We start from the raw sequence: 18,579 nt of genomic DNA, 5'->3' as shown, positions 1-18,579 counted from the left end.
GTCAAGCCGGTGCGTCTACGGCTCAGGCAAGCGGCGCGCTTTCCACGCGATCGCGGCCACCTTCCTTGGCCTGGTAGAGCAGGGTGTCGGCGTGGCGCAACAGTGCTTCGAGTTCGGGCTGGCCCGCGTGCGGTGCGTAGCTCACCCCAAAGCTCACGGTCATGGAGAACACCTGTCCGTCAATGGCCGTAATGTGTTCCTGGTGCAGGCGTACCCGTAAGCGTTCGGCGGACACCGCCGCTTCGTCCGGGCTGGCAACCACCGTGAGCGTGGCGAATTCCTCGCCGCCGATGCGACCGACCACGTCGCCCCCGCGCCAGGTTTCCCGGCACAGTTCCGCCAGGCGTTGCAGCGCACGGTCGCCCGTTTCATGGCCGTAGGTATCGTTGATGCGTTTGAACCGGTCGATGTCAAAGGCAATCAGCGCCACCGTAGCGGGTGGATTTCGGCGCTCGGCCAGCAACGCGGAGGCCTTGGCCTCGAACGAGCGACGATTGTTCAGGCCGGTAAGCGGGTCGGTATTGGCCATGGTCTGGAGTTCGGCGATCAAGTGGTCGCGTTCCTTCTCCAGCTTGAGTCGTTCCTCCTTGCTCTGCCTCAACACGAACAGTGCGGCGAATAACTCCTTGATCTCGCCTTGGTAGTCGCGTCGCGGCGGTTCGTGGGCAAAATCGCCTGCAGCGATGGCGGCGACGAAAGCTCGCGCCTCGACGAAGGGGCGAATGACGCGGCGGTGAAACTGGCGGACCATCGCCAAAACCACCAGCGTGAGTATCGAGCCAATCAAGATCGTGCCGATCAGCGCTGCCCGCCGTTGCACCAGATTGCTCTGCAGCCCTTGTTCGGCAAGGTGTAGCGACTGGTCCCGCAGGCTGGTCACCGCTTGCATGGGCGGCAGCATGCGGTCGATGAACTCGCCAACGGTGACGCCCGGGTCGCCTTGCTGTTTGGCCTTGCCGAGCATGTCGTTGATCAGACGAACGCCGTCGTCGAAATAGTTGGTCTGCGCGTCGCTGGGTGCATTATTGGAAAGGCTGCGCAAGCGCAACACTGAGGCGTGCACCAGCGTCTGGAGCTGATCCACATTGCCCAGCGCGCGCTCGATCGCGAGCGTCTCCGTGTGGTTCAGCGGCCGGTGAGCGGTGAGCGCGGGAGTGAAATAAGTGGCAGCCAGGCCGGCGCGCTCGCGCAGCATGGTGGCAAAGGCCGCGGTATAGAGATAGGTGACCACCTTGGGGTTGCCTTCCAGCGCACCGATCACGCTGGTGACGGCAATGGATTGAAGGCTGGGGATCATGCTCCCCGCGCGCTGGATGGCAGCGTCGATGCGTTCGTCGCCACGCTCGACGCGGGGCATGGCGGCCAGGGCATCCACCTCTCGGCGAGCGCCATCCAACTGGGCGCGGACGACGCCGAGTGCGTGCAGCTCGTCGGTGCATCGGTCGCAGTGCGACGATTCAAGCTGCGCTTGCAGCTGTTGCAGGCTCGCGTCCGTCACGTGGCGGGCCTGGGTGAGTGCGGTCTCGCGATGGGGCGGCAGCGGAAGCTCTTCACCCAGCACGGCGCCCGTAGGGCCACGTTCGGCGGACAGCTGAGTGACCGTATCCAGCGCGGAGCGATACGTGTCGAAGTTGCTCAGGGCCGAAACGGCGGCGCTATAGGCCTGCCATTGATGGAGGAAGATCCATACCACGAGCGCCAGAATCGATACGTAGACAGCCGCAATGATGGAGCGGAACCGAGCTTCTACCGAAACGTCCGGCAAGGTTCGCGGCATGGGGTGTCCGTAGGTGGCCAGTTGCCCCGCATTATGGCTTAGCCGCCGTAGCCTTCAACGGGGAAAGGCCTGTAACAGAACTGCATCACCGATGGCGCCTGGCGGCGCTGACGTCATGCTGACGAGCCGGCCAGGTATTCCTCGTCGGTGACTTTTTCGAGCCACTCCACCGCCTTGCCGTCCAGTGCTTCCTGGATGGCGATATGCGTCATGGCCGTGGTCGGTGTGGCGCCGTGCCAGTGCTTGTGCCCTGGTGGGCACCACAGGATGTCGCCTGCGTTGATCTCCACGATCGGCCCGCCTTCGCATTGGGTCCAGCCCTTGCCGGCGGTGACGATGAGGGTTTGCCCCAGCGGATGCGTATGCCACGCGCTGCGAGCGCCGGGCTCGAAAGTGACGATGGCGCCGCCCACGCGGGAGGTGCCGGAACGCTGGAAGCCCATGTCGATGCGCACGTTGCCGGTAAAGAATTCCGCGGGTCCCTTGATGGAGGGCTGCGAGCCGTTGCGGGAAATTTGCATGTTGTTGTCCTTTCGCCGGAGGGGTGTTGCGCTGTCAGCAGCGCATACCGCCAGTGTGGCCTGGATGGTAGGCCTGGATTAGATGTCGCGACGTGAATGCTTCATTGAATAAAATTCATCAAATGGGGCGGCCCATGGCGCGTGAGAACTACAACGAATTGCTCGCTTTTTTGGTGGTGGCGCGCGAGCGCAGTTTTACTCTCGCGGCAGCGCAACTAGGTGTGTCCCCATCGGTGCTCAGTCATGGCATGCGGGGTCTGGAGGAAAGACTCGGCTTGCGTCTTTCGCCTGCGTTCTCGTTGCTGCGGGAGGCCTTGCGCTATCGCTGAGGGGATGCTGATCGCAGCAATGGCGTCACCACCTCTTCCAGACGATCACGCGTGAATTCCGGTTGCTTGTCGTGCCAACCGTCATGCACGAGTCGACCTTCGCGGTCGATGACGAAGGTGACGGGCAGGCGCCAGATGCGTCCGTAACCGGGCAGGTGAGGGTTGCCGAGCAATCCCACGGGAAAGCTCAAATCACTGGCGACACGACGGACCTCGGGAAGGGTGTCGGGCGTATCCAGGCTGAAGGAAAGCACCGCGACGCCTTGCTCGCGGTGTGCCTGCTCGTAGCGGGAAAGCAGGGGAAGTTCTTCCTGGCAGGGTGCACACCAGGTCGCCCAGAACGTCAGGATCACGACCTTGCCGCGCAGTTGTTCCAGCGTAATGTGCTGGCCATCCAGCGTGTCCAGGGCGATAGGCGGCGCAGGTTGGCCAAGCCGCAGTTCGTTGGCAAAGGCATGGGCTATGGGTAACGCCAGCAAGGCCATGGCGAGCGCGTAGCGATGCAGTGAGTGAAGGCGAAACATGTAGGCCTCTCTTGGGAGTCCCGCGCCGCATGCGCGTGCGGCGCGGGGCGGGGGTTACAACTTCATGCTGATGCCGACGGTGCCGGTCCAGTGTGGAAACAGTTGATAACCATCGAGATGGCTATACACCGGCACCTGCACGAAGGCGTACATCTGTACGTTGCTGCTGAAGCTGGCGCTGATACCTGGGCTGAGATAAACCACGGTGCCGGCGGTGTCCGGCGTATCGGCGAACGCGCCCTGGTCGGCGCTGCGATGGATCAGGTTGAGCTGCAATTGCGGCACCCAGTTGGCGTGCGCCTCGTAACGAAGGCCCAGGCTGGCCGAAGCTTGGTTACCGGGGCGGAAGTTGGCGCCGGGCCGATCCATGCGTTCGTTGATGGCTGCCTGGAATTGCCCGTTGGCAAACATGTCGAAATTCTGGCTGACGGGTTGGTAATAGTACGCGCCGACGATCAGGTCGGTACTGCCGGTGCCGGCTTGCAGGCTGCTGTCCAGTGATTGCCCGAGTCCCGGGCCGGAATGGAACGTGGTGGGGTGGCCGACAAAGTCGCCATCGTCCGTTTGCCCGCCGTAATGACCGGTGGGCAGTTTGACGCCGAACTGGATGCCCAGGTTGTGCTGCGGCAGAAACCCCTGATAGCTGCCGATTAACTTTACGTCGCCCAGCCCAGCTACGTGTGCATTGCTCACCTGGTCCGCCGCGGTGGCGGCAGACGTGTAGGGAGCCAGTTGCGTGCCGTAGGTGTCGTGGTCGCGAATCACGTAGGGCACGACAAAGCTCAGGCCCCAGTCGGCGTTGAAGCGATACGTGGCCGCCAGGTTGATATAGCGGTTGACGGTTTGTTTCTCGATTTCGCCACCACCCAGTGACGGGTCGGAGGGTTGGTTTACGACTTGGGCCGGCGATGCCTTGCTGGTGCCATGGCGTAGTTGGTTCTGGTCGATGAATGTGTAGTCGAGGTTGATGCGCCAGCCACTGGCGGTGGAGTAGCCGGTGGCCGCATCGGTACTGAGCGTGCAGCCGCAGGTAGCGCATGCCTGGGCGGCCTGGGGCGTGGCAACGAGGGTCAGCAGGATAGCGGTGGCTGTTGCGGTATACCGTCGGCGTTGGCGTGCGGTCGTAAAGGTTTGCAAAGGCATGACGTCGTCGCTTGTGACGAGGGCGAGCCCAAACGGGCGCGCAGGAAAAGGGGCACATGCACGCGAGCTCCCCACCAGCGGATGCGTGCGGATGGAGGCGGCGGATGACCGGGGCAGTGGGTGCGCGTGGATGGATCGCGCGTGTTAAACGAGCGAAGGTGGTCCGCGCGGGGTTGCGCTGAGCAGGGGCGTGCTCGCCATCGCGGGCGGCCGCACCAGCGGCGCGATCGGCGCTGTCGGCAGCCATGGCAACTGCATGGGTACGCCGGCCGACTGCAGCAGTGACTGCTGATCCAGCAGTACGCAGTAGCCGCAGCGGTCGGTGGCGTCAGGTGGCTGATCCGGATGACCGCCGTGCTCAACCATCGCCATGGCGTGGGGGCAGTCGCCGCCCATGGCCATCATGGCGTGCATCGATGCCGGCATCGGCATCACGCGTGAAATGGCAGGCGCCACCACGATCAGCGCGATGGCCAGCCAAGCCAGCCAGGCAGCGTATCGTTGGTGATGGGGCCTGTGTCGCAACACGCAATCGACCGAAGCGGCGAATGAAGGCTGTAAATTTAGCACGCACCTCTCGCGGCCTCACGGTACGTGACGCCGCAGTCGGTTCGCAAGAACATGCGGCCCGACCCGGGGCGCCGGCCGGGTCGGGTCGCTCGGGCTCAGAACGTGGCGTCCAACTTGATCCAGAGCGTGCGGCCGGGTTCATTCACTCGCAGCGTATTCACATAGCCCGCCAGGCCCACGACGGCGGCATTCACGTGCTCGGCATAGGTCTTGTCGAATACGTTATCCACGCCCGCGCTGAGACTCAGGCGCGGGTCGAGGCGATAGGCCGCGTTGAGCGAGAACACGCCAAAGCCGGCGCTGGGGCCCAGATCCTGCCCCACGATGTTGCCTTCGCCCTTGGCCACGCGTCGTTGCGCCGTGACCAGACGCCACAGAGCGCCGGCAGACCATTGCGAGGACTCGTACGAGAGGCCAAGTCGAGCGTCCCAGGGCGGCATCTGCGGGAGTGCACGGTGTTCCGTGCGGTTCTCTCCCCATGCGTAGGACAACGTGACATCGGTTTTCCAGTGCGCATCGATGGCGTAGCTGGCACCGGCCTCGCCGCCCGCGATGCGCGCCTGCACGTTGTTGGCATAGCCGGTTTCCATGGCGCTCGACGGGTAGTGCATCAGGATGAAATCGTTGACGACACCCGCGTATGCCGATACCCAGGCCTTGAGACGATCACTGCGGTATTGCATACCCATGTCCCATTGCGTGGTGCGCTCAGGCTGCAGTGCGTTGAAGCTCGCCAGCGTGCCCTGTACGTGCTGGCCGAACAGTTCCCAGTAATCGGGAAAGCGCTCAACATGGCCGATACCGGCATAGAACGTGGCCGGCAGGTTGCTCATATCCCGCTCGTAGCGCACGAAACCAGAGGGCAAGGTATCGCTGCGATTGGCGGCCACCTGGGGCGTACTCATGTTCATGCCCATGGAGCCCATGCCGCTGCCGCTGTCCAATGCGTAGCCGCGTGCTTGCGCGCGATCGGCACGCGCGCCGGCGACCACACGCTGGGCCGGGGCAAAGGTCCAGCGCGCCTCGCCGAACATGCCGATGTCCTGCATGCGCGCATCACGCACGCGTGGCTCGTCCTTGTAGTAGCCCATCATGCTGCCCGGCGGGCCACCCATGCGGCTGGTGTGCACACTGGTGGAGCCGTCCACACCGGCCTTGAGCTCCCATGCATCGTCCCAGCGCCAGGTGCCCACGGCGCGCCCGCCGGAAGTGCGCCTATCCACGTCGGCAGCCATGGCCATCGGCATCATGCTGTTGGGATCGGGGTGGCGCAGGGTGTAGTTGTCCATCACATGGTCGGCGTAGTTGGTGTACGCCTGAACTTCCAACGTGTCCCAGTGTGCGGTGAGGTGTTCCTGCGTCCATTTGAGCGCGGTGCTTTCGCGCAGGAACTGTGCGCCGTCCATGCCGCTGAAAGCATAGGCCGCCGTGCCATTGCCCTTGCCGGCGGTCAGCTCGACACGCGTGTCGTCGTTGGGCGTCCAGCCCACCGTGGCATCGGCATTCCAGCGGTCATAGCGCGAATGCACACGATGGCCGTCACCGTCCTCGTAATCCTGTGCATGGGTATGATTGGCGCTCACACCGACGTAACCCGCGCTGTCGCCGGCGCGCAAGTCCAGATTCTGATCGTTGCGTCCTGCCGAACCGAACAGTGCGCTGGCACTCCCTTCCAGCGTGGGCTTGGCGTAACGCGCGTACTCGCGATCGAACAGTACGACGCCGGCCGAATTTCCCGGTCCATACAGAACGGTCTCCGGCCCCTTGATGATCGTGACGCGGTCGAACAGCTGCGGCGCAATGTATGCGGTGGGCGGGTCCATGCGCGATGGGCAGCCACCTGCGATCTGCCCGCCATCGATGAGTATGTTGAGGCGCGAACCGCTCATGCCGCGTAACAACGGGTCGCCGTTGCTGCCGCCTTTGCGGATGGTGGAGAAGCCTGGAATGCTCTTGAGGAAATCCGCGCCATCGCTGGCCGGTACAGGTTGGCGTGGCTGCTTGGGATCGGTGACGACAGTAAGCGGGCTGTCCTGCATGGTGGCGGTAACCACCACGGGCGTGAGTGTTTTGGAGTCGGTGATGCTGGACGCGTCAGCCAGGGCGGTACCGGCCAAGGCAAGGCTCACCGCCATGGCGAGCGTGCGCCGGGCGGTAGTGGAGTGGAGGGCAGTGGTCATGGATGTGTTCCTTGAAAAGGGCAGCGCAAGTGCGCTGCGCCGCGCAGCCGCATGCAGCGCGTTCGCACCGTGGGCACGCGCAGGCACCGGACTGCCGGTAGCGTCAAAGGGCTGGGAAATGAATGCGCGAGGCAACGCCGGCCGAAGGGCGAGCGCGTGCTAGTTCAATGGAGGGCCGCGTGCCGGCGGCCGATGCAGAATCGCCACGGCGTCTTGGCGTGGGCTGGGCGATACCAGGGCTGGAGCGGAGGGGAGGGCGGCAACGACGAAAGTGACGCCGCTGTCGAGCGCCGGATGGTGCGCGGCGAAGGCGCAGTATCCGCAGGCGTTGAGCGAATCGCCATGGTGCGGATCACCTCCGTGGTCGGCGCCGGCATGGTGGCCGCACATGGCGCCCATGTCCGCGGCCATGCTTGTTGCCATGGCGATGCGCGACACATTGGGCGATACCGCCAACAGGCACCATGCAAGCATGGCGAGCCAGGCGATCGCTCTGGTTTGATGGCGGGCGCGTCGCATGCCTGTCTCGAGCAAAAACTTGCGAAATGGTGCCATGCCGAGAAGGGCCGCAGACATTCTTCGTGCTGTGACAAATCGACGCGTCCACCATCGTCGCTGGCGTTCGCTACCGACGGCTGCATGTGCCGCGGCATCAAGGTGGTTTTAGAATGGCGCTTACCCTCTATGTCAACCTGGCGTGTCGCATGAAGAGCGAAGGCAAGTATTGGTTCGGACGCAAGCGCATCGGCTTCGGCTTTGGTCCGCGAACGTGGCAGGGCTGGTTGGTCACGTTGGTGTATGCGTTGGCGATGCTCACGATTCCGCGCTTGATGGCGCCGGCCGGTCATCACGATGTGTATGTTGCCAGTATGGTTGGCTTGACCGTGGTGTTCTTCGTGATCTTCTTCTGGAAGCTCGATACCCGCAGTGGTGCCTGATCAGGCCACGCAGGTCGCCAAGGGCGAACCTTGGCGATTTGATCGTCATCGACAAGGAGTTGTGCCATGGGTTCCAGCTATGACGGCATCAACCTGGACGCGGAACCCAGCGGTTCGGGTTGCGTGGAATGTCTCAAGACGGGCGGCTGGTGGTTTCATCTGCGCCGTTGTGCGCAATGCGGCCATATCGGATGCTGTGACAGTTCGCCCAATCAACACGCCTCCCGACATTTCCACGATACCGGGCATCCGGTGATCAGCAATTTCGAGCCTGACGAGCGCTGGTTCTACGACTTCCGCACTGACGCGCTGTTCGATGGGCCGGCCTTGAAGCCACCGTTGTTCCACCCGCTCGATCAACCCGTGCCGGGCCCCAGCGGCCACGTGCCGCCCAACTGGGAGTTGCTGCTGCACGACTGAGCCGCGGTGATCCCATACCGATTTGCGCGAACACGTCGGTTGTTGGGTAGAGCATGGGTGCGCATGGCGCGGGTGTCTGCAGGCAAGGGCGTCTCTTGGCCCTGGCGCCACATGGGGTGCCTGGTGTTAAGTAACGGCTCTGTCCACCTGCTCGTCGGAGCCCTTCATGTCCCGTGTGTCGTTCGCCGCCTTGCCGCCTGTCGCGCATCGCAGGTTCTCGCGCCTTGCACTCGCCATTGCCTTGTCGTGCGCGGGTGGCGCATACGCGCAGGATGCCGTGCCCGAGCCCAAGGACACGCCCTACGTTGGCACTGTCACCATCAAGGTGGATGCGAGCGACAAGGTACAGGGCATCTTCCGCGTGCACGAAAGCATTCCCGTGCAGGAGGGTGAGCTCACGCTGCTGTATCCGCAGTGGATTCCCGGCGACCACTCACCGACGGGCCCGATCAACATGCTGGCCGGGCTCACGCTCAGCGCTAACGGAAAGCCGCTGGCGTGGAAGCGCGACAAGTACAACGTCTATGCGTTTCATGTGGATGTGCCGCCGGGCGTGACCACGCTGGAGGCTGAGTTCCAGTATCTGTCGGGACGCACCGAGAGCGAAGGCTACGAGATCACCGACACCATGATGGACATGGAGTGGAGCAAGGTGACGCTCTATCCTGCCGGCCATTTCTCGCGCCGCATCACGTTCGCGCCAACGGTTACCTTTCCCAAGGGTTGGCAGTTCGGTACCGCGCTGGAGACGGCCGCTACCTCGGGCGATACCGTCACCTTCAAGCCGGTGACACTGAACAACCTGATTGATTCGCCCATCTATGCGGGCCAGTACTTCAAGCGCGTGGAACTGAGCCAGGGTAGTGAAGCGCCGGTATACCTGGACGTGTTCGCCGATGCGCCCAAGTATCTGGAGATGACTCAGGAGCAGTTGCGCGTACACCGCAACCTGGTCACGCAGGCAACCACGTTGTTTGGTTCGCACCATTACGATCACTACGACTTTCTGTTCTCCCTGTCGGAGCAAATGGGCGGCAATGGCACCGAGCACCATCAGTCCAGCGAAGACGGCCTGGGTGCGGATTATTTCACCGCGTGGGACGAAGCCGCGCCGGACCGCGACCTGCTTGCGCATGAGTACGTTCACTCGTGGAACGGCAAGTTCCGTCGCCCCGCGGATTTGTGGACGCCCAACTTCAACGTGCCCATGGGCGATTCGCTGCTGTGGGTCTACGAAGGGCAGACCCAATATTGGGGGTTTGTGCTCACGGCGCGGTCAGGTATGTGGACGCCCCAGCAGTTCCGCGATGCGCTGGCCATGGTGGCCGCCAACTACGATCGCAACCGCGGCGGCTTCCAGTGGCGCACGCTGGAGGACACCACGAATGATCCTACCGTGGCGCGTCGCTCCAGCTTGCCATATCGCAGTTGGCAGATGAGCGAGGAGTACTACAGTGCCGGCCAGATGATGTGGCTGGAGGTGGATGGCAAGCTGCGTGAGCTGACCAAGAATCGTAAGTCGCTGGACGATTTCGCGCGCGGCTTTTTCGGGGTGGATAACGGCAGCTACGTCACCAAGACGTACACCTTCGATGATGTCGTAGCCGCGCTCAATGCCGTAGCGCCGTTCGATTGGGCTGGTTTCCTGCGCCACCGTGTCGACACGCTCAATCCTCCGCTGCTCGAAGGGTTGGCCGCCACCGGCTGGAAGCTGGTCTACACCGATCAGGAGAGCGCTTATGAAAAGCAGTACAACACGCGTCCGCAGCCTTCGCGTCACCTGTACAACTTTGCCTGGTCTATCGGCCTGACCATGAACGACAAGGGTCAGGTCAACGACGTTCGCTGGAATGGCCCCGCCTTCAAGGCCGGCGTGACCACGGGGGCAACCCTGGTGGCGGTGAACGGGCAGAACTATTCCGCCGATGCGCTCAAGGGTGCCATCAGCGCTGCCAAAACCAGCAAGGCGCCCATCCAGCTGCTGCTGCAGTACCAAGGGGCGTTCCGTACGGTAAACGTCGATTATCACGACGGTTTGCAATACCCGCACCTGGTGCGCGTGGAAGGCACGCCCGACTACTTGAGCGACATCATCGCCGCGCGCAAGTAGTGGGTGACAACGGGCTCTCGCGCTATTTGGCCGATCAATAAAGGCCGTTTCGTCCTTCGCCGCCCGGCGCTATGCCGCCGGGCGCAGCGCCTCATCGCTGGCCGCTACCGCCAAGCCGGACACCACGCCGAGCGATGGGTCGCCATGCACGAGAGGAACATCGGGGAAGCACGCGGCCACGCGTGCTTTGACCTGCGGTGAGCGCGACGTGCCGCCGGTGAGAAAGACACTGGCCGGTAGCGCCGCAAGGTCGCCGCGTACCGTGCCCAGCGTGCGTTCCAGTTGCAGCAGGAAGGGCTCGATGGCCGCATCCAGGTCGTCGCGGGCCGCCTGCACGGCGAGGCCCGGCTCGATGAAGTCCAGCTCGGCGCTGTGCTTGTCGGCGTCGCTCAGCATGATCTTGGTGCGCTCGGCGGCCTGATTGAGGCGCGTCGTGGCGCCCAGTTCCTGCAAAGCGCGCAGGCGCGGTCCATAGGGCGCGGCAACCAGGCGATAGTTCTGTTTGCGGAACTCGCGTTGCTTGGGCAGGTTGTACACGCTGGCAGCTTCCACAAACTGGTGCTGCGGTACGCGCACGATGTCCTTGCCCAGCAGCGGCATGAAACTGTGCAAACTCACGCCCACGTCGAGATCCGTGCCACCTTTGGGCAAGCCCCAGTTACGCGCGATGGACGGCAGCGCATTGCCGCCCAGCTCCGCGTGCGTCACGTCGGTGGTGCCACCGCCGATATCGACGATCAGGGCGTGCTGCCGTTGGGCGAGACTCCGGTGGTAGTGCATTGCAGCCGCCGCAGGCTCCTCGAGAAAACTCACCTCGTCGAAGCCTGCCGTCGCCGCCGCCTCGCGCAGAATCGCGATGGCCTGCTCGGAGCCGGCTGCGCCCATGGAGCTGCGGAACTCGACCGGACGACCAATCACCGCGCCGCGCACCGGCGTGCCGAACTGGCGGCTGGCAGTAAGCCGAATGTGTTCGAGGATGTGCGTGGCGATATGCACAATCACCTTGCGCACTTGCGGATCGAGTCGGTAACCGAACAGGGACTTGGGCGATTCGATCAGGTTGCCGCCGCCGCTTTCCAGGTAGCCCTCCACCGCATCCTCGCCGAACAGCGCATGCTGCACGCTGGCGACCGAGGTGGTGGTGGCGCGGGCTTGCTCTTCCATCCACTGGCGACGCACCACGCGCAGGGCGTCCCGGCGGAGTTCTTCGTCGCTGCGGGTAACAGGTGCCTGTCCGCGCGCGGTCGCCGCCGCGGCCTGTTGGCGCAGGTCGTTGCGGGCCGAGCGAATGTGCGTTTCCAACTGGGCTTCCAGTTCCGGGGTCAGCGTAAAGTCGCTGGGATCGGGTACCAGTTCGGGAAAGTACACGGCCGTGCGGAACTGCTCCGCGTTGCCGAAGCGGACCAGGGTGAGCTCACCGTCGATGATGGCGGCCGCAGCCGAATAGCTGGTGCCGAAGTCGATGCCGATATGCATGGGAGGCGCGCGTGCGAAAGGGCAATCGGCGATTATCTCAGGTCTGGCCCTGGCGTGCTTGGGGCGGGTGCATGAGTGGTGCGTGGCGATGCGCCCGCCTGCTGGTCAGGCCAGGCCGCGCGCCTACCTTCAATGGGCTCAGAGCTCCCGCTGGCACACCCGGTTGCGGCCCGCGCGCTTGGCCTCGTACAGCGCCGCGTCGGCAGCGTCCACTAGCGCCTGCGGCTCCCGCCCCGAGGGTGCCGCTACCCTTGCCAGGCCGATGCTTGCGGTCAGCGTGCCAAGCGGTGGGGGCATGGGCAGTCGGCGTTCGGCGATGGCGGCACGAACGGCTTCGGCGAGGCTGGCGGCGCCCTCCGTCGTGGTGGCGGGAAGCAGCACCGCGAACTCCTCGCCGCCGTAGCGGGCCACCAGGTCATCGTTGCGCCGGATCGTCGTTGCGATCGTGTCCGCCACGGCGCGCAGGTAGGCATCACCTGCCGGGTGCCCCAGGCCATCGTTCAATTGCTTGAAGTGATCCACGTCGATCAGCAGCAGGGCAATGCCTTGTGCGTGCCGGGAGGCGAGTGCCCACTCGCGTGTCAGCGTTTCGTCGAACTGGCGGCGATTGGCAATGCCCGTGAGCGGATCGCTACGCGACAACTTGGCGAGCTGATCGCGCACTTCCAGGCTGCGCACCTGCGTCAGCACGCTGCGCACGCCGTATCCGAGCATGGCCATGACAAAGCCCGCCAAGGCCAGCGTAGGGTGCGCGCGCAGGATCAGCCCGGAGATCACCAGCAAGGTCACTGGCATCATCAAAGGGCTGGCGGCCAGCACGACGTGACTAAGGCGTCGTGGCGGCTCCACGGCGCCGCCACGGCTCCACGCACTCAGTGCCATCGACACCAGCAGCAGGAACGGCACGTCGATCGCCAGATCGGTGCTGCCGCCGTAGTCGGTGTTCTGTGCGAAATGATTGATGTAGCCAGCCGCCACCAGGTAGGTGGCCGCGAAAAACGTGAGCGTGCGAAAGAACGCGCGCCGCTCGGCGTCGCCGGTCGCCACCCAGCGCAACAGCGCAAAGCTGGCGATGAACACATTCTCGATGTCGAACATCATGCGCAGGTGTGCGACCCCTTCATCGCTGGCATTGTCGATGGAGGCGAACGAAAACGTGTGCACGAAGAACAGACACCCAATGGCGAGCGCTAGCAAGGCGTCGATACTCTGTACGATGCGGCTCTCGCGCGTGGGGGTGGCCATGGCGTAGGTGAGCGGTACACCGTAGAGCACGTAGCACAGCATGCTCAGGCCAGGCGTGGCGTTGTCGTTGTGCAGCATGATCTCCATCACCATGCTGGAGGCCATGCCCGCCGCCCACAGGAACATGCCCAGGGCCAGCGCGCGCCAACCGCTGGCCGCCGGGTCGTTGCGGCCACGCCATAGGCACGCCAACCCGGCGCTCAACGGCGCCCCGACGAGGAAGGCGTACGAGATCGTCAGCGCGTGCCGTGGCAGCAGCCACAACGCCAAGGCGTGGCAGATGAGAAACGCGATCGCCGGCAACACCTGCACGAAGCTGTCTCTCCTCGGGGAACCGCCCCGACGATACGGGAGTATTTCAACGCCAGGCAAGCGCGGCGGGTACACGTTTTCGGCGACCCTTCGCCACGCGATGGCGATACGTTCAAGCCTCCATGTCTGCCGGCACTTGTTTTGTGCGGTCGATCACGCCGTGCCTGCGGCGCGCCGTGTCATGGGCTTGGTCGGGTCGCGGCAATAGGCAGAACGGCAGGTGCGGCGTCTTCACGGCATCTCCATGATCGCTCGATCATCGCCGCCAAGGACTGCCATGCGTCACCGCCACGTACTCTCCCTCGCGCTGGTCGCGCTGCTTTCGGCGTGCGCTGCGCCTGTGGCCAAGGTGCCCGCGAACGATTCCGCGCCGCGCGTGTTGTTGGTGTCCATTGACGGCTTTCGTGCCGACTATGCCGATCGTGGCTACAGCCCCACACTCTCTGCATTGGCGGCCGAGGGCGTGCAGGCGCAGGGTATGCAGCCGTCCTTTCCTTCGCTGACGTTCCCCAATCACTACACGCTGGTCACCGGCAAATACCCCGACCATCACGGTTTGGTCGATAACGCCATGTTCGTGCCGGAGTTGGGTCGCTTCACACTGAGCAAGCGCGATGCGGTGGGCGATGGACGCTGGTGGGAGCAGGCCGATCCGATCTGGGTCACCGCCGAACGGCAGGGTGTGCGCACGGCCACGTTGTTCTGGCCAGGCTCCGAGGCCAGCATCCACGGTGTACGCCCGAGCGAATGGCGCCTCTACGATGGTGACCTGAGCTACGACGCCCGGGTGGATCAAGTGTTGCAGTGGCTGGATCGACCGGCGGAGCAGCGACCGCGTTTCATGACGTTGTATTTCGAAGCAGTGGATACGGCCGGTCACTACGACGGGCCCGACTCACCGGAGACCAACCAGGCCATTGCCCAGGTGGATGCCGCGCTGGCGCGGCTGGTGGCGGGCATGAAGGCGCATGGGCAGTACGACAACGTGAACCTGATTGTTCTGGCCGATCACGGTATGGCGAGCACGCCGGCGGAGCAGCGCATTCTGCTCGACAAGCTGTTCGATCCCGCCTACGCCAACATCGTCTCCACCGGGGCCATCAGCGGCATCATTCCAGCGCCGGGGCACGAGCGCGACGTGGAAAAGGCGCTGCTCCGCACGCACGAGCACATGCAGTGCTGGCGCAAGCAGGCATTGCCCGCCGCGTTGCACTACGGTGGCAACGATCGCGTGCCGCCGCTGTTCTGCATGGCGCAGGTGGGTTGGTTGATCGAGCGCAATGCCGCCTCCGCGCTGCACCATGGCAAGCCGCTGCTGGGCGAGCATGGCTTTGACAATGCCGACCCCGCCATGCGTGCGCTATTCGTGGCGCATGGGCCCGCGTTCAAGCGAGGCGTAACGGTTCCCGTGTTCCCCAACGTCGATGTCTATCCGCTGATGACCCACGTGCTGGGCATTCAGGGCGAGCCCGGCGATGGCCGGTTGGACGACGTGAAAGACATGCTCCGGCGCTAAGCGCCGGAGTAGAGGTCAGCGCGCGCCACCCACGGCAGCGCGCAAGCGTGTGGCGATGCGGGGCAGGGCACGCCATTGCTGCGACCACCAACCTTCACCGTAGTTGCGTGCTAGTCCTTGCGGGGCAGGCAGCTGGTCGCGAATGCCGGTGGGCTCCGGCGTCGCGTCCCAGGAGGCGGTGCGGAACAACATGTCCCACCACGGCAACAGCACGCCAAAGTTGCAGCCATAGCGGGTGCCTTCGTGGCCATAGCCGATGGCGTGATGGCGGCGGTGGAAGCTTGGGCTCACCACCAGGCGCTCCAGCACCGGGCCGAAGGGCAGGCGCGCGTTGACGTGCTGCACGCTCTGCATCAGGTTGCTCACCGCCACCAACACCACGTACTGGCCCGGCTCCACGCCGATCAGCAGTGACAGCGTCGCGAAAAACGCTGCCTCGATCACCGTATCCAGCACATGGTTGCGGTCATCCGTCCACAGCGACATCTGGCGCTGGCTATGGTGCACCGCATGCAGCTCCCACCACGCGCCAAAGCGGTGCTGCCAGCGGTGGTACCAGTAGCCGGCGAAATCCAGCACCACCAGGTAGATCAGAAAGGACACCAGCGGCCGGTCGGTCACGCCTGGCCATAGCGCATCCACTTCCAGGTTGGGAATGCCATGGAGCGCCATCAGGCTCTGCAGATGATTGAACCAAGGTTGCAGCAGCACGAAGAACAGCACGTTGAACAGACCGAGCTTCGCGATCCAGGTGTAGATTACGTCCACGCGCGTGGCTTTGCGGTTCTGCCACTGCTCCACCGGGCGTAGTGCTTCCAGCGGCCGCAGCACGGCGTACATCACCACGATTTGCAGCAGGCCGATGATCACCCAGTAGAGGGCGTCGTAGGTTTCCTCGTCATAGCCCATCAGGCCGAGGGCGTAGAGCAGAGGCTGGGCGACATCGACGTACAGCCACGTTTGCAGCTGCGCGATACCGTCCTGGAGCAGGTCGATGAGGTTGATCATGGAGAGTAGCCGGCCCGATCAGTCCGGGTTCGGGCCGAGTACCGGCGCGCGGTTGGCGAAATAGATGCCGTGCGGCGAGCGACCGACGCGAATGGTGTCCACCAGCTTGTAGGTCTGCATGTCGATCACGCCGACGTTGCGCGCAAAGCGGAAGGTAACCCACAGATAACGACCGTCGGCGGTCAGCTCCATGTCGTCCGGGCCTGGCAGCAAGCCGGTGATGTCGCGCGTCTTGGTGAGTGTGGTGTAGTCGATGATGCTGATGGTGTTGGATACGCGGTTGCTGGCGGCCACATGGCGGCCGTCGCTGAGTGCGCGGAAGTTGTGCGCTCCACGCCCGGTGGGAATGCGCTTGATCACCTTTTGCTTGCGCCAGTCCACCACGGCCACGTTGTCTTCGCCGGTCATACCGACCAGCAGGTACTGGTCGTTGGGCGTCATCCACAGGCCGGCTGGCGCATTGCCCACGGGCATGCGCCAGGCGATGGTTTGAGTGGAAAGGTCGATGGCCGCCAGTTCACCCGTGTCCTGCAGGGTGACGAACACGTATTTGCTGTCGGACGTGAAGTTCAGGTGGCTGGGCGTCTTGCCGATGGGTATGCGCTTGGCCACGGTGAAGTTCTTGCCGTCGAAACGGTAGATGTCCACGCGATTCAGGCGCAGCGCGGCGGTTACGAACCAATGGCGATCGGGGGAGAAGCCCAGTTGATAAGGATCGTCCACGCCTTCCAGCTTGCGTTGCAGCTGGCCGGTGCGCGGGTCCACGAACAACAGGCTGTTGGAGACCGAATTGGCCACGATCAGCGAATTGCGATCGGGCGTGATCATCAAGTGGTGCGGTTCCTTGCCGGTGGGCATGGTGCCCACCACCTTGCGCGTGACCGGATCGATCAGGCTCAACTGTGCCTCGGCGGAATCGAGCACGATCACGCGCTCGGCGGCACGGGCCAGACAGGGCACCGCCATCACGGCGGCGAGAATAAGCGCGGCCCAGGCGCGTGGTCGGCGCGGGGAAGGGGTGGGGCCAACAGCGGAATGTTTCATGTACGTAACCTGGTGTTGCAGTAAATAAGGGCAGGCGCGGATCAATGCGCCGTGCGTGAATGCGTGGTGGTGCCGAGCAGGCCTAGCGGCACGGCCTCGGCCATGGCGGCATAGCCGGCGTCGCTGGGGTGAATATGGTCGCCGCTGTCGTAGTTCTTGCGCAGGCTGGCGGGGCGCGCAGGATCGCGCAGCGCCGCGTCGAAATCCACGACGCCGTCGCTTTCCCGGGTGCTGCGAATCCACTGGTTCACGGCGGTGCGCAACGCTTCGCGTGCCGGTGGCAGGCCGGCCGGGGTCAAGGTGCCCAACAGTACACGTACGTGGTGGCGGCGCGCGGTGTCGATCACACGTCGATAGCCTGCGATGAGGCTGTCGGCGCTCACCGCAGTATGCGGTTCGTCGCAATCGAGCCCGCTGTGCGGCGGCATGGCGGCAAAGTTGATGTCGTTGATGCCGATGAGCACGATCACGGTGTGCACGCCAGGTTGGTTCTCCAACTCGTGCTCAACGCGAGTCACCAGTCGCTCGCCGTAGCAGGGCGAATCCGACAGCAGTCGGTTACCGCTGATACCGGCGTTGAGCACCGCCGGCGGCTGCGCTACCGACGTGCCGAGCCGGCGCGACAACGCGTCGGGCCAACGTCGATTGCTGCCCGGCGTGGAGCGCATGCCGTCCGTGATCGAGTCGCCGATGGCCAGTACGGCGCCCGCACTGGTTTGCGGAACGGCCAGCGACGTCACCCAGGCGAACTGGGTAAAGCGCGTGCGGAAGGCGTCTGCCGCGGTGTCCTGTGTGTGGTCGCCGGGCGCGGATACATAGCTCGTCTGGCTGGCCACGCGATGCCAGGCCTGCAAACGCTGCTGCGGCCCCATCTGCGTGCTGATCGCGTACGGTTGGTGCGCGGTGACCGCCAGCGAGATGGGGTCGCTGTCCGCCTCGCCGCCGGGCGGCAGGCGCAGTTGAGCGTGGCCGGCGAACGTGACGGCAATGCCTGCGCCAGTGGTGGCGCCGGTTGTCCCACGCGCCGGCGCCACGCGCATATGCGTGATGTCCAGCGGCGTGGTGGCATACCGGTTGCTCACATGCAGGCGCACCGTGCCGCCGCTCAGCGTGGGGTACACGATCTGGCGCACGGTGCGGCCGCCCACCTCGGGCGCCTGGTACAGCGGCGGCAGCACGGCTCGCTGGGGAATGGCCTGCAATGAAGTCATCCACGCGGACGTCCACGGTGCAGACTGCGCCTGGGCCAGGCAGGGGAGTAATGCGAGGGCGGCGAGGCGCATGCCATGCAGGGCTGCGCGACGCGGATCGAACAAAGACGACAAACGCACGAATTAACCTTTAATCCAGCAACGACAAAGCATGCCTGTGGTCGGCTTTCGCCAGCCTGTACCGCAGCACGATGCCAAGCAAAAGAACCATATACGCACTGGCCCAGCCTTGGGCTAGCAGGTTGATGGCAGGAA

General features: G+C 64.2%; 16 protein-coding genes and 1 pseudogene. 5 read left to right on the top strand and 12 right to left on the bottom strand.

Annotation, left to right across the window (positions count from 1 at the left end; translation table 11 throughout):
* Positions 1-22: 22 nt before the first annotated feature.
* Positions 23-1,777, bottom strand: coding sequence for a GGDEF domain-containing protein (locus AC3G2C_RS13320; protein ID WP_488385098.1), 1,755 nt, complete (start codon positions 1,775-1,777; stop codon positions 23-25).
* Positions 1,778-1,890: 113 nt separating this feature from the next.
* Positions 1,891-2,298: a (R)-mandelonitrile lyase gene (locus tag AC3G2C_RS13315; protein WP_488385097.1), complete on the bottom strand. Its 408-nt coding sequence runs from the start codon at positions 2,296-2,298 to the stop codon at positions 1,891-1,893.
* A 134-nt stretch (positions 2,299-2,432) separates the two neighbouring features.
* Here AC3G2C_RS13315 and AC3G2C_RS13310 point away from each other — a divergent pair.
* Positions 2,433-2,582 (top strand): annotated as a pseudogene (locus AC3G2C_RS13310) (helix-turn-helix domain-containing protein); the annotation flags it as partial.
* A 35-nt stretch (positions 2,583-2,617) separates the two neighbouring features.
* On the opposite strand, the gene AC3G2C_RS13305 reads toward AC3G2C_RS13310, so the two are convergent.
* The 5 genes from AC3G2C_RS13305 to AC3G2C_RS13285 all read right to left on the bottom strand — a co-directional run bounded on the left by AC3G2C_RS13305 (position 2,618) and on the right by AC3G2C_RS13285 (position 7,563).
* Positions 2,618-3,151: a TlpA family protein disulfide reductase gene (locus tag AC3G2C_RS13305; RefSeq protein ID WP_488385096.1), complete on the bottom strand. Its 534-nt coding sequence runs from the start codon at positions 3,149-3,151 to the stop codon at positions 2,618-2,620.
* 54 nt (positions 3,152-3,205) lie between these two features.
* On the bottom strand, positions 3,206-4,294 hold the full coding sequence (locus tag AC3G2C_RS13300) for a transporter (RefSeq protein ID WP_488385095.1): 1,089 nt from the start codon (positions 4,292-4,294) through the stop codon (positions 3,206-3,208).
* Positions 4,295-4,438: 144 nt separating this feature from the next.
* Complete coding sequence (locus AC3G2C_RS13295; RefSeq protein ID WP_488385094.1) at positions 4,439-4,819, bottom strand: DUF2946 family protein; 381 nt, start codon at positions 4,817-4,819, stop codon at positions 4,439-4,441.
* Positions 4,820-4,959: 140 nt separating this feature from the next.
* Positions 4,960-7,044, bottom strand: a complete 2,085-nt coding sequence (locus tag AC3G2C_RS13290; protein ID WP_488385093.1) for a TonB-dependent copper receptor — start codon at positions 7,042-7,044, stop codon at positions 4,960-4,962.
* Between the two features lie 159 nt (positions 7,045-7,203).
* Entirely contained in the window at positions 7,204-7,563 is a 360-nt protein-coding gene (locus AC3G2C_RS13285) for a DUF2946 domain-containing protein (protein WP_488385092.1), read from the bottom strand.
* Between the two features lie 149 nt (positions 7,564-7,712).
* Here AC3G2C_RS13285 and AC3G2C_RS13280 point away from each other — a divergent pair, with 149 nt between their 5' ends.
* The 3 genes from AC3G2C_RS13280 (at position 7,713) to AC3G2C_RS13270 (ending at position 10,512) form a co-directional block, all read left to right on the top strand.
* Positions 7,713-7,982, top strand: coding sequence for a hypothetical protein (locus AC3G2C_RS13280; protein WP_488385091.1), 270 nt, complete (start codon positions 7,713-7,715; stop codon positions 7,980-7,982).
* A 66-nt stretch (positions 7,983-8,048) separates the two neighbouring features.
* Positions 8,049-8,402 (top strand): UBP-type zinc finger domain-containing protein, encoded by a 354-nt coding sequence (locus AC3G2C_RS13275; RefSeq protein WP_488385090.1) that lies wholly within the window; start codon positions 8,049-8,051, stop codon positions 8,400-8,402.
* Between the two features lie 166 nt (positions 8,403-8,568).
* Positions 8,569-10,512 (top strand): M61 family metallopeptidase, encoded by a 1,944-nt coding sequence (locus tag AC3G2C_RS13270; RefSeq protein ID WP_488385089.1) that lies wholly within the window; start codon positions 8,569-8,571, stop codon positions 10,510-10,512.
* Positions 10,513-10,581: 69 nt separating this feature from the next.
* Here the strand turns inward: AC3G2C_RS13270 and AC3G2C_RS13265 are convergent, their stop codons facing one another.
* The gene (locus AC3G2C_RS13265) at positions 10,582-11,988 is read right to left on the bottom strand and encodes an Hsp70 family protein (RefSeq protein WP_488385088.1); all 1,407 of its coding nucleotides are present in this window, start codon (positions 11,986-11,988) and stop codon (positions 10,582-10,584) included.
* A 138-nt stretch (positions 11,989-12,126) separates the two neighbouring features.
* Positions 12,127-13,545, bottom strand: coding sequence for a GGDEF domain-containing protein (locus tag AC3G2C_RS13260; protein ID WP_488385087.1), 1,419 nt, complete (start codon positions 13,543-13,545; stop codon positions 12,127-12,129).
* A gap of 277 nt (positions 13,546-13,822) precedes the next feature.
* On the opposite strand from AC3G2C_RS13260, the gene AC3G2C_RS13255 reads away from it, so the two are divergent.
* Positions 13,823-15,061, top strand: a complete 1,239-nt coding sequence (locus AC3G2C_RS13255) for an alkaline phosphatase family protein (protein ID WP_488385086.1) — start codon at positions 13,823-13,825, stop codon at positions 15,059-15,061.
* A gap of 15 nt (positions 15,062-15,076) precedes the next feature.
* On the opposite strand, the gene AC3G2C_RS13250 is transcribed toward AC3G2C_RS13255, so the two are convergent.
* From AC3G2C_RS13250 to AC3G2C_RS13240, 3 genes are read right to left on the bottom strand one after another with little or no spacing between them, the layout of a single operon-like run.
* Positions 15,077-16,069, bottom strand: a complete 993-nt coding sequence (locus AC3G2C_RS13250) for a sterol desaturase family protein (RefSeq protein WP_488385085.1) — start codon at positions 16,067-16,069, stop codon at positions 15,077-15,079.
* Positions 16,070-16,087: 18 nt separating this feature from the next.
* Positions 16,088-17,113: a YVTN family beta-propeller repeat protein gene (locus tag AC3G2C_RS13245; protein ID WP_488385084.1), complete on the bottom strand. Its 1,026-nt coding sequence runs from the start codon at positions 17,111-17,113 to the stop codon at positions 16,088-16,090.
* 41 nt (positions 17,114-17,154) lie between these two features.
* Complete coding sequence (locus AC3G2C_RS13240; RefSeq protein ID WP_488385083.1) at positions 17,155-18,444, bottom strand: SGNH/GDSL hydrolase family protein; 1,290 nt, start codon at positions 18,442-18,444, stop codon at positions 17,155-17,157.
* Positions 18,445-18,579: the final 135 nt, after the last annotated feature.

Source organism: Frateuria sp. sgz306004 (genome assembly GCF_057750885.1).
This window is presented reverse-complemented; position numbering and strand designations above follow the sequence as displayed.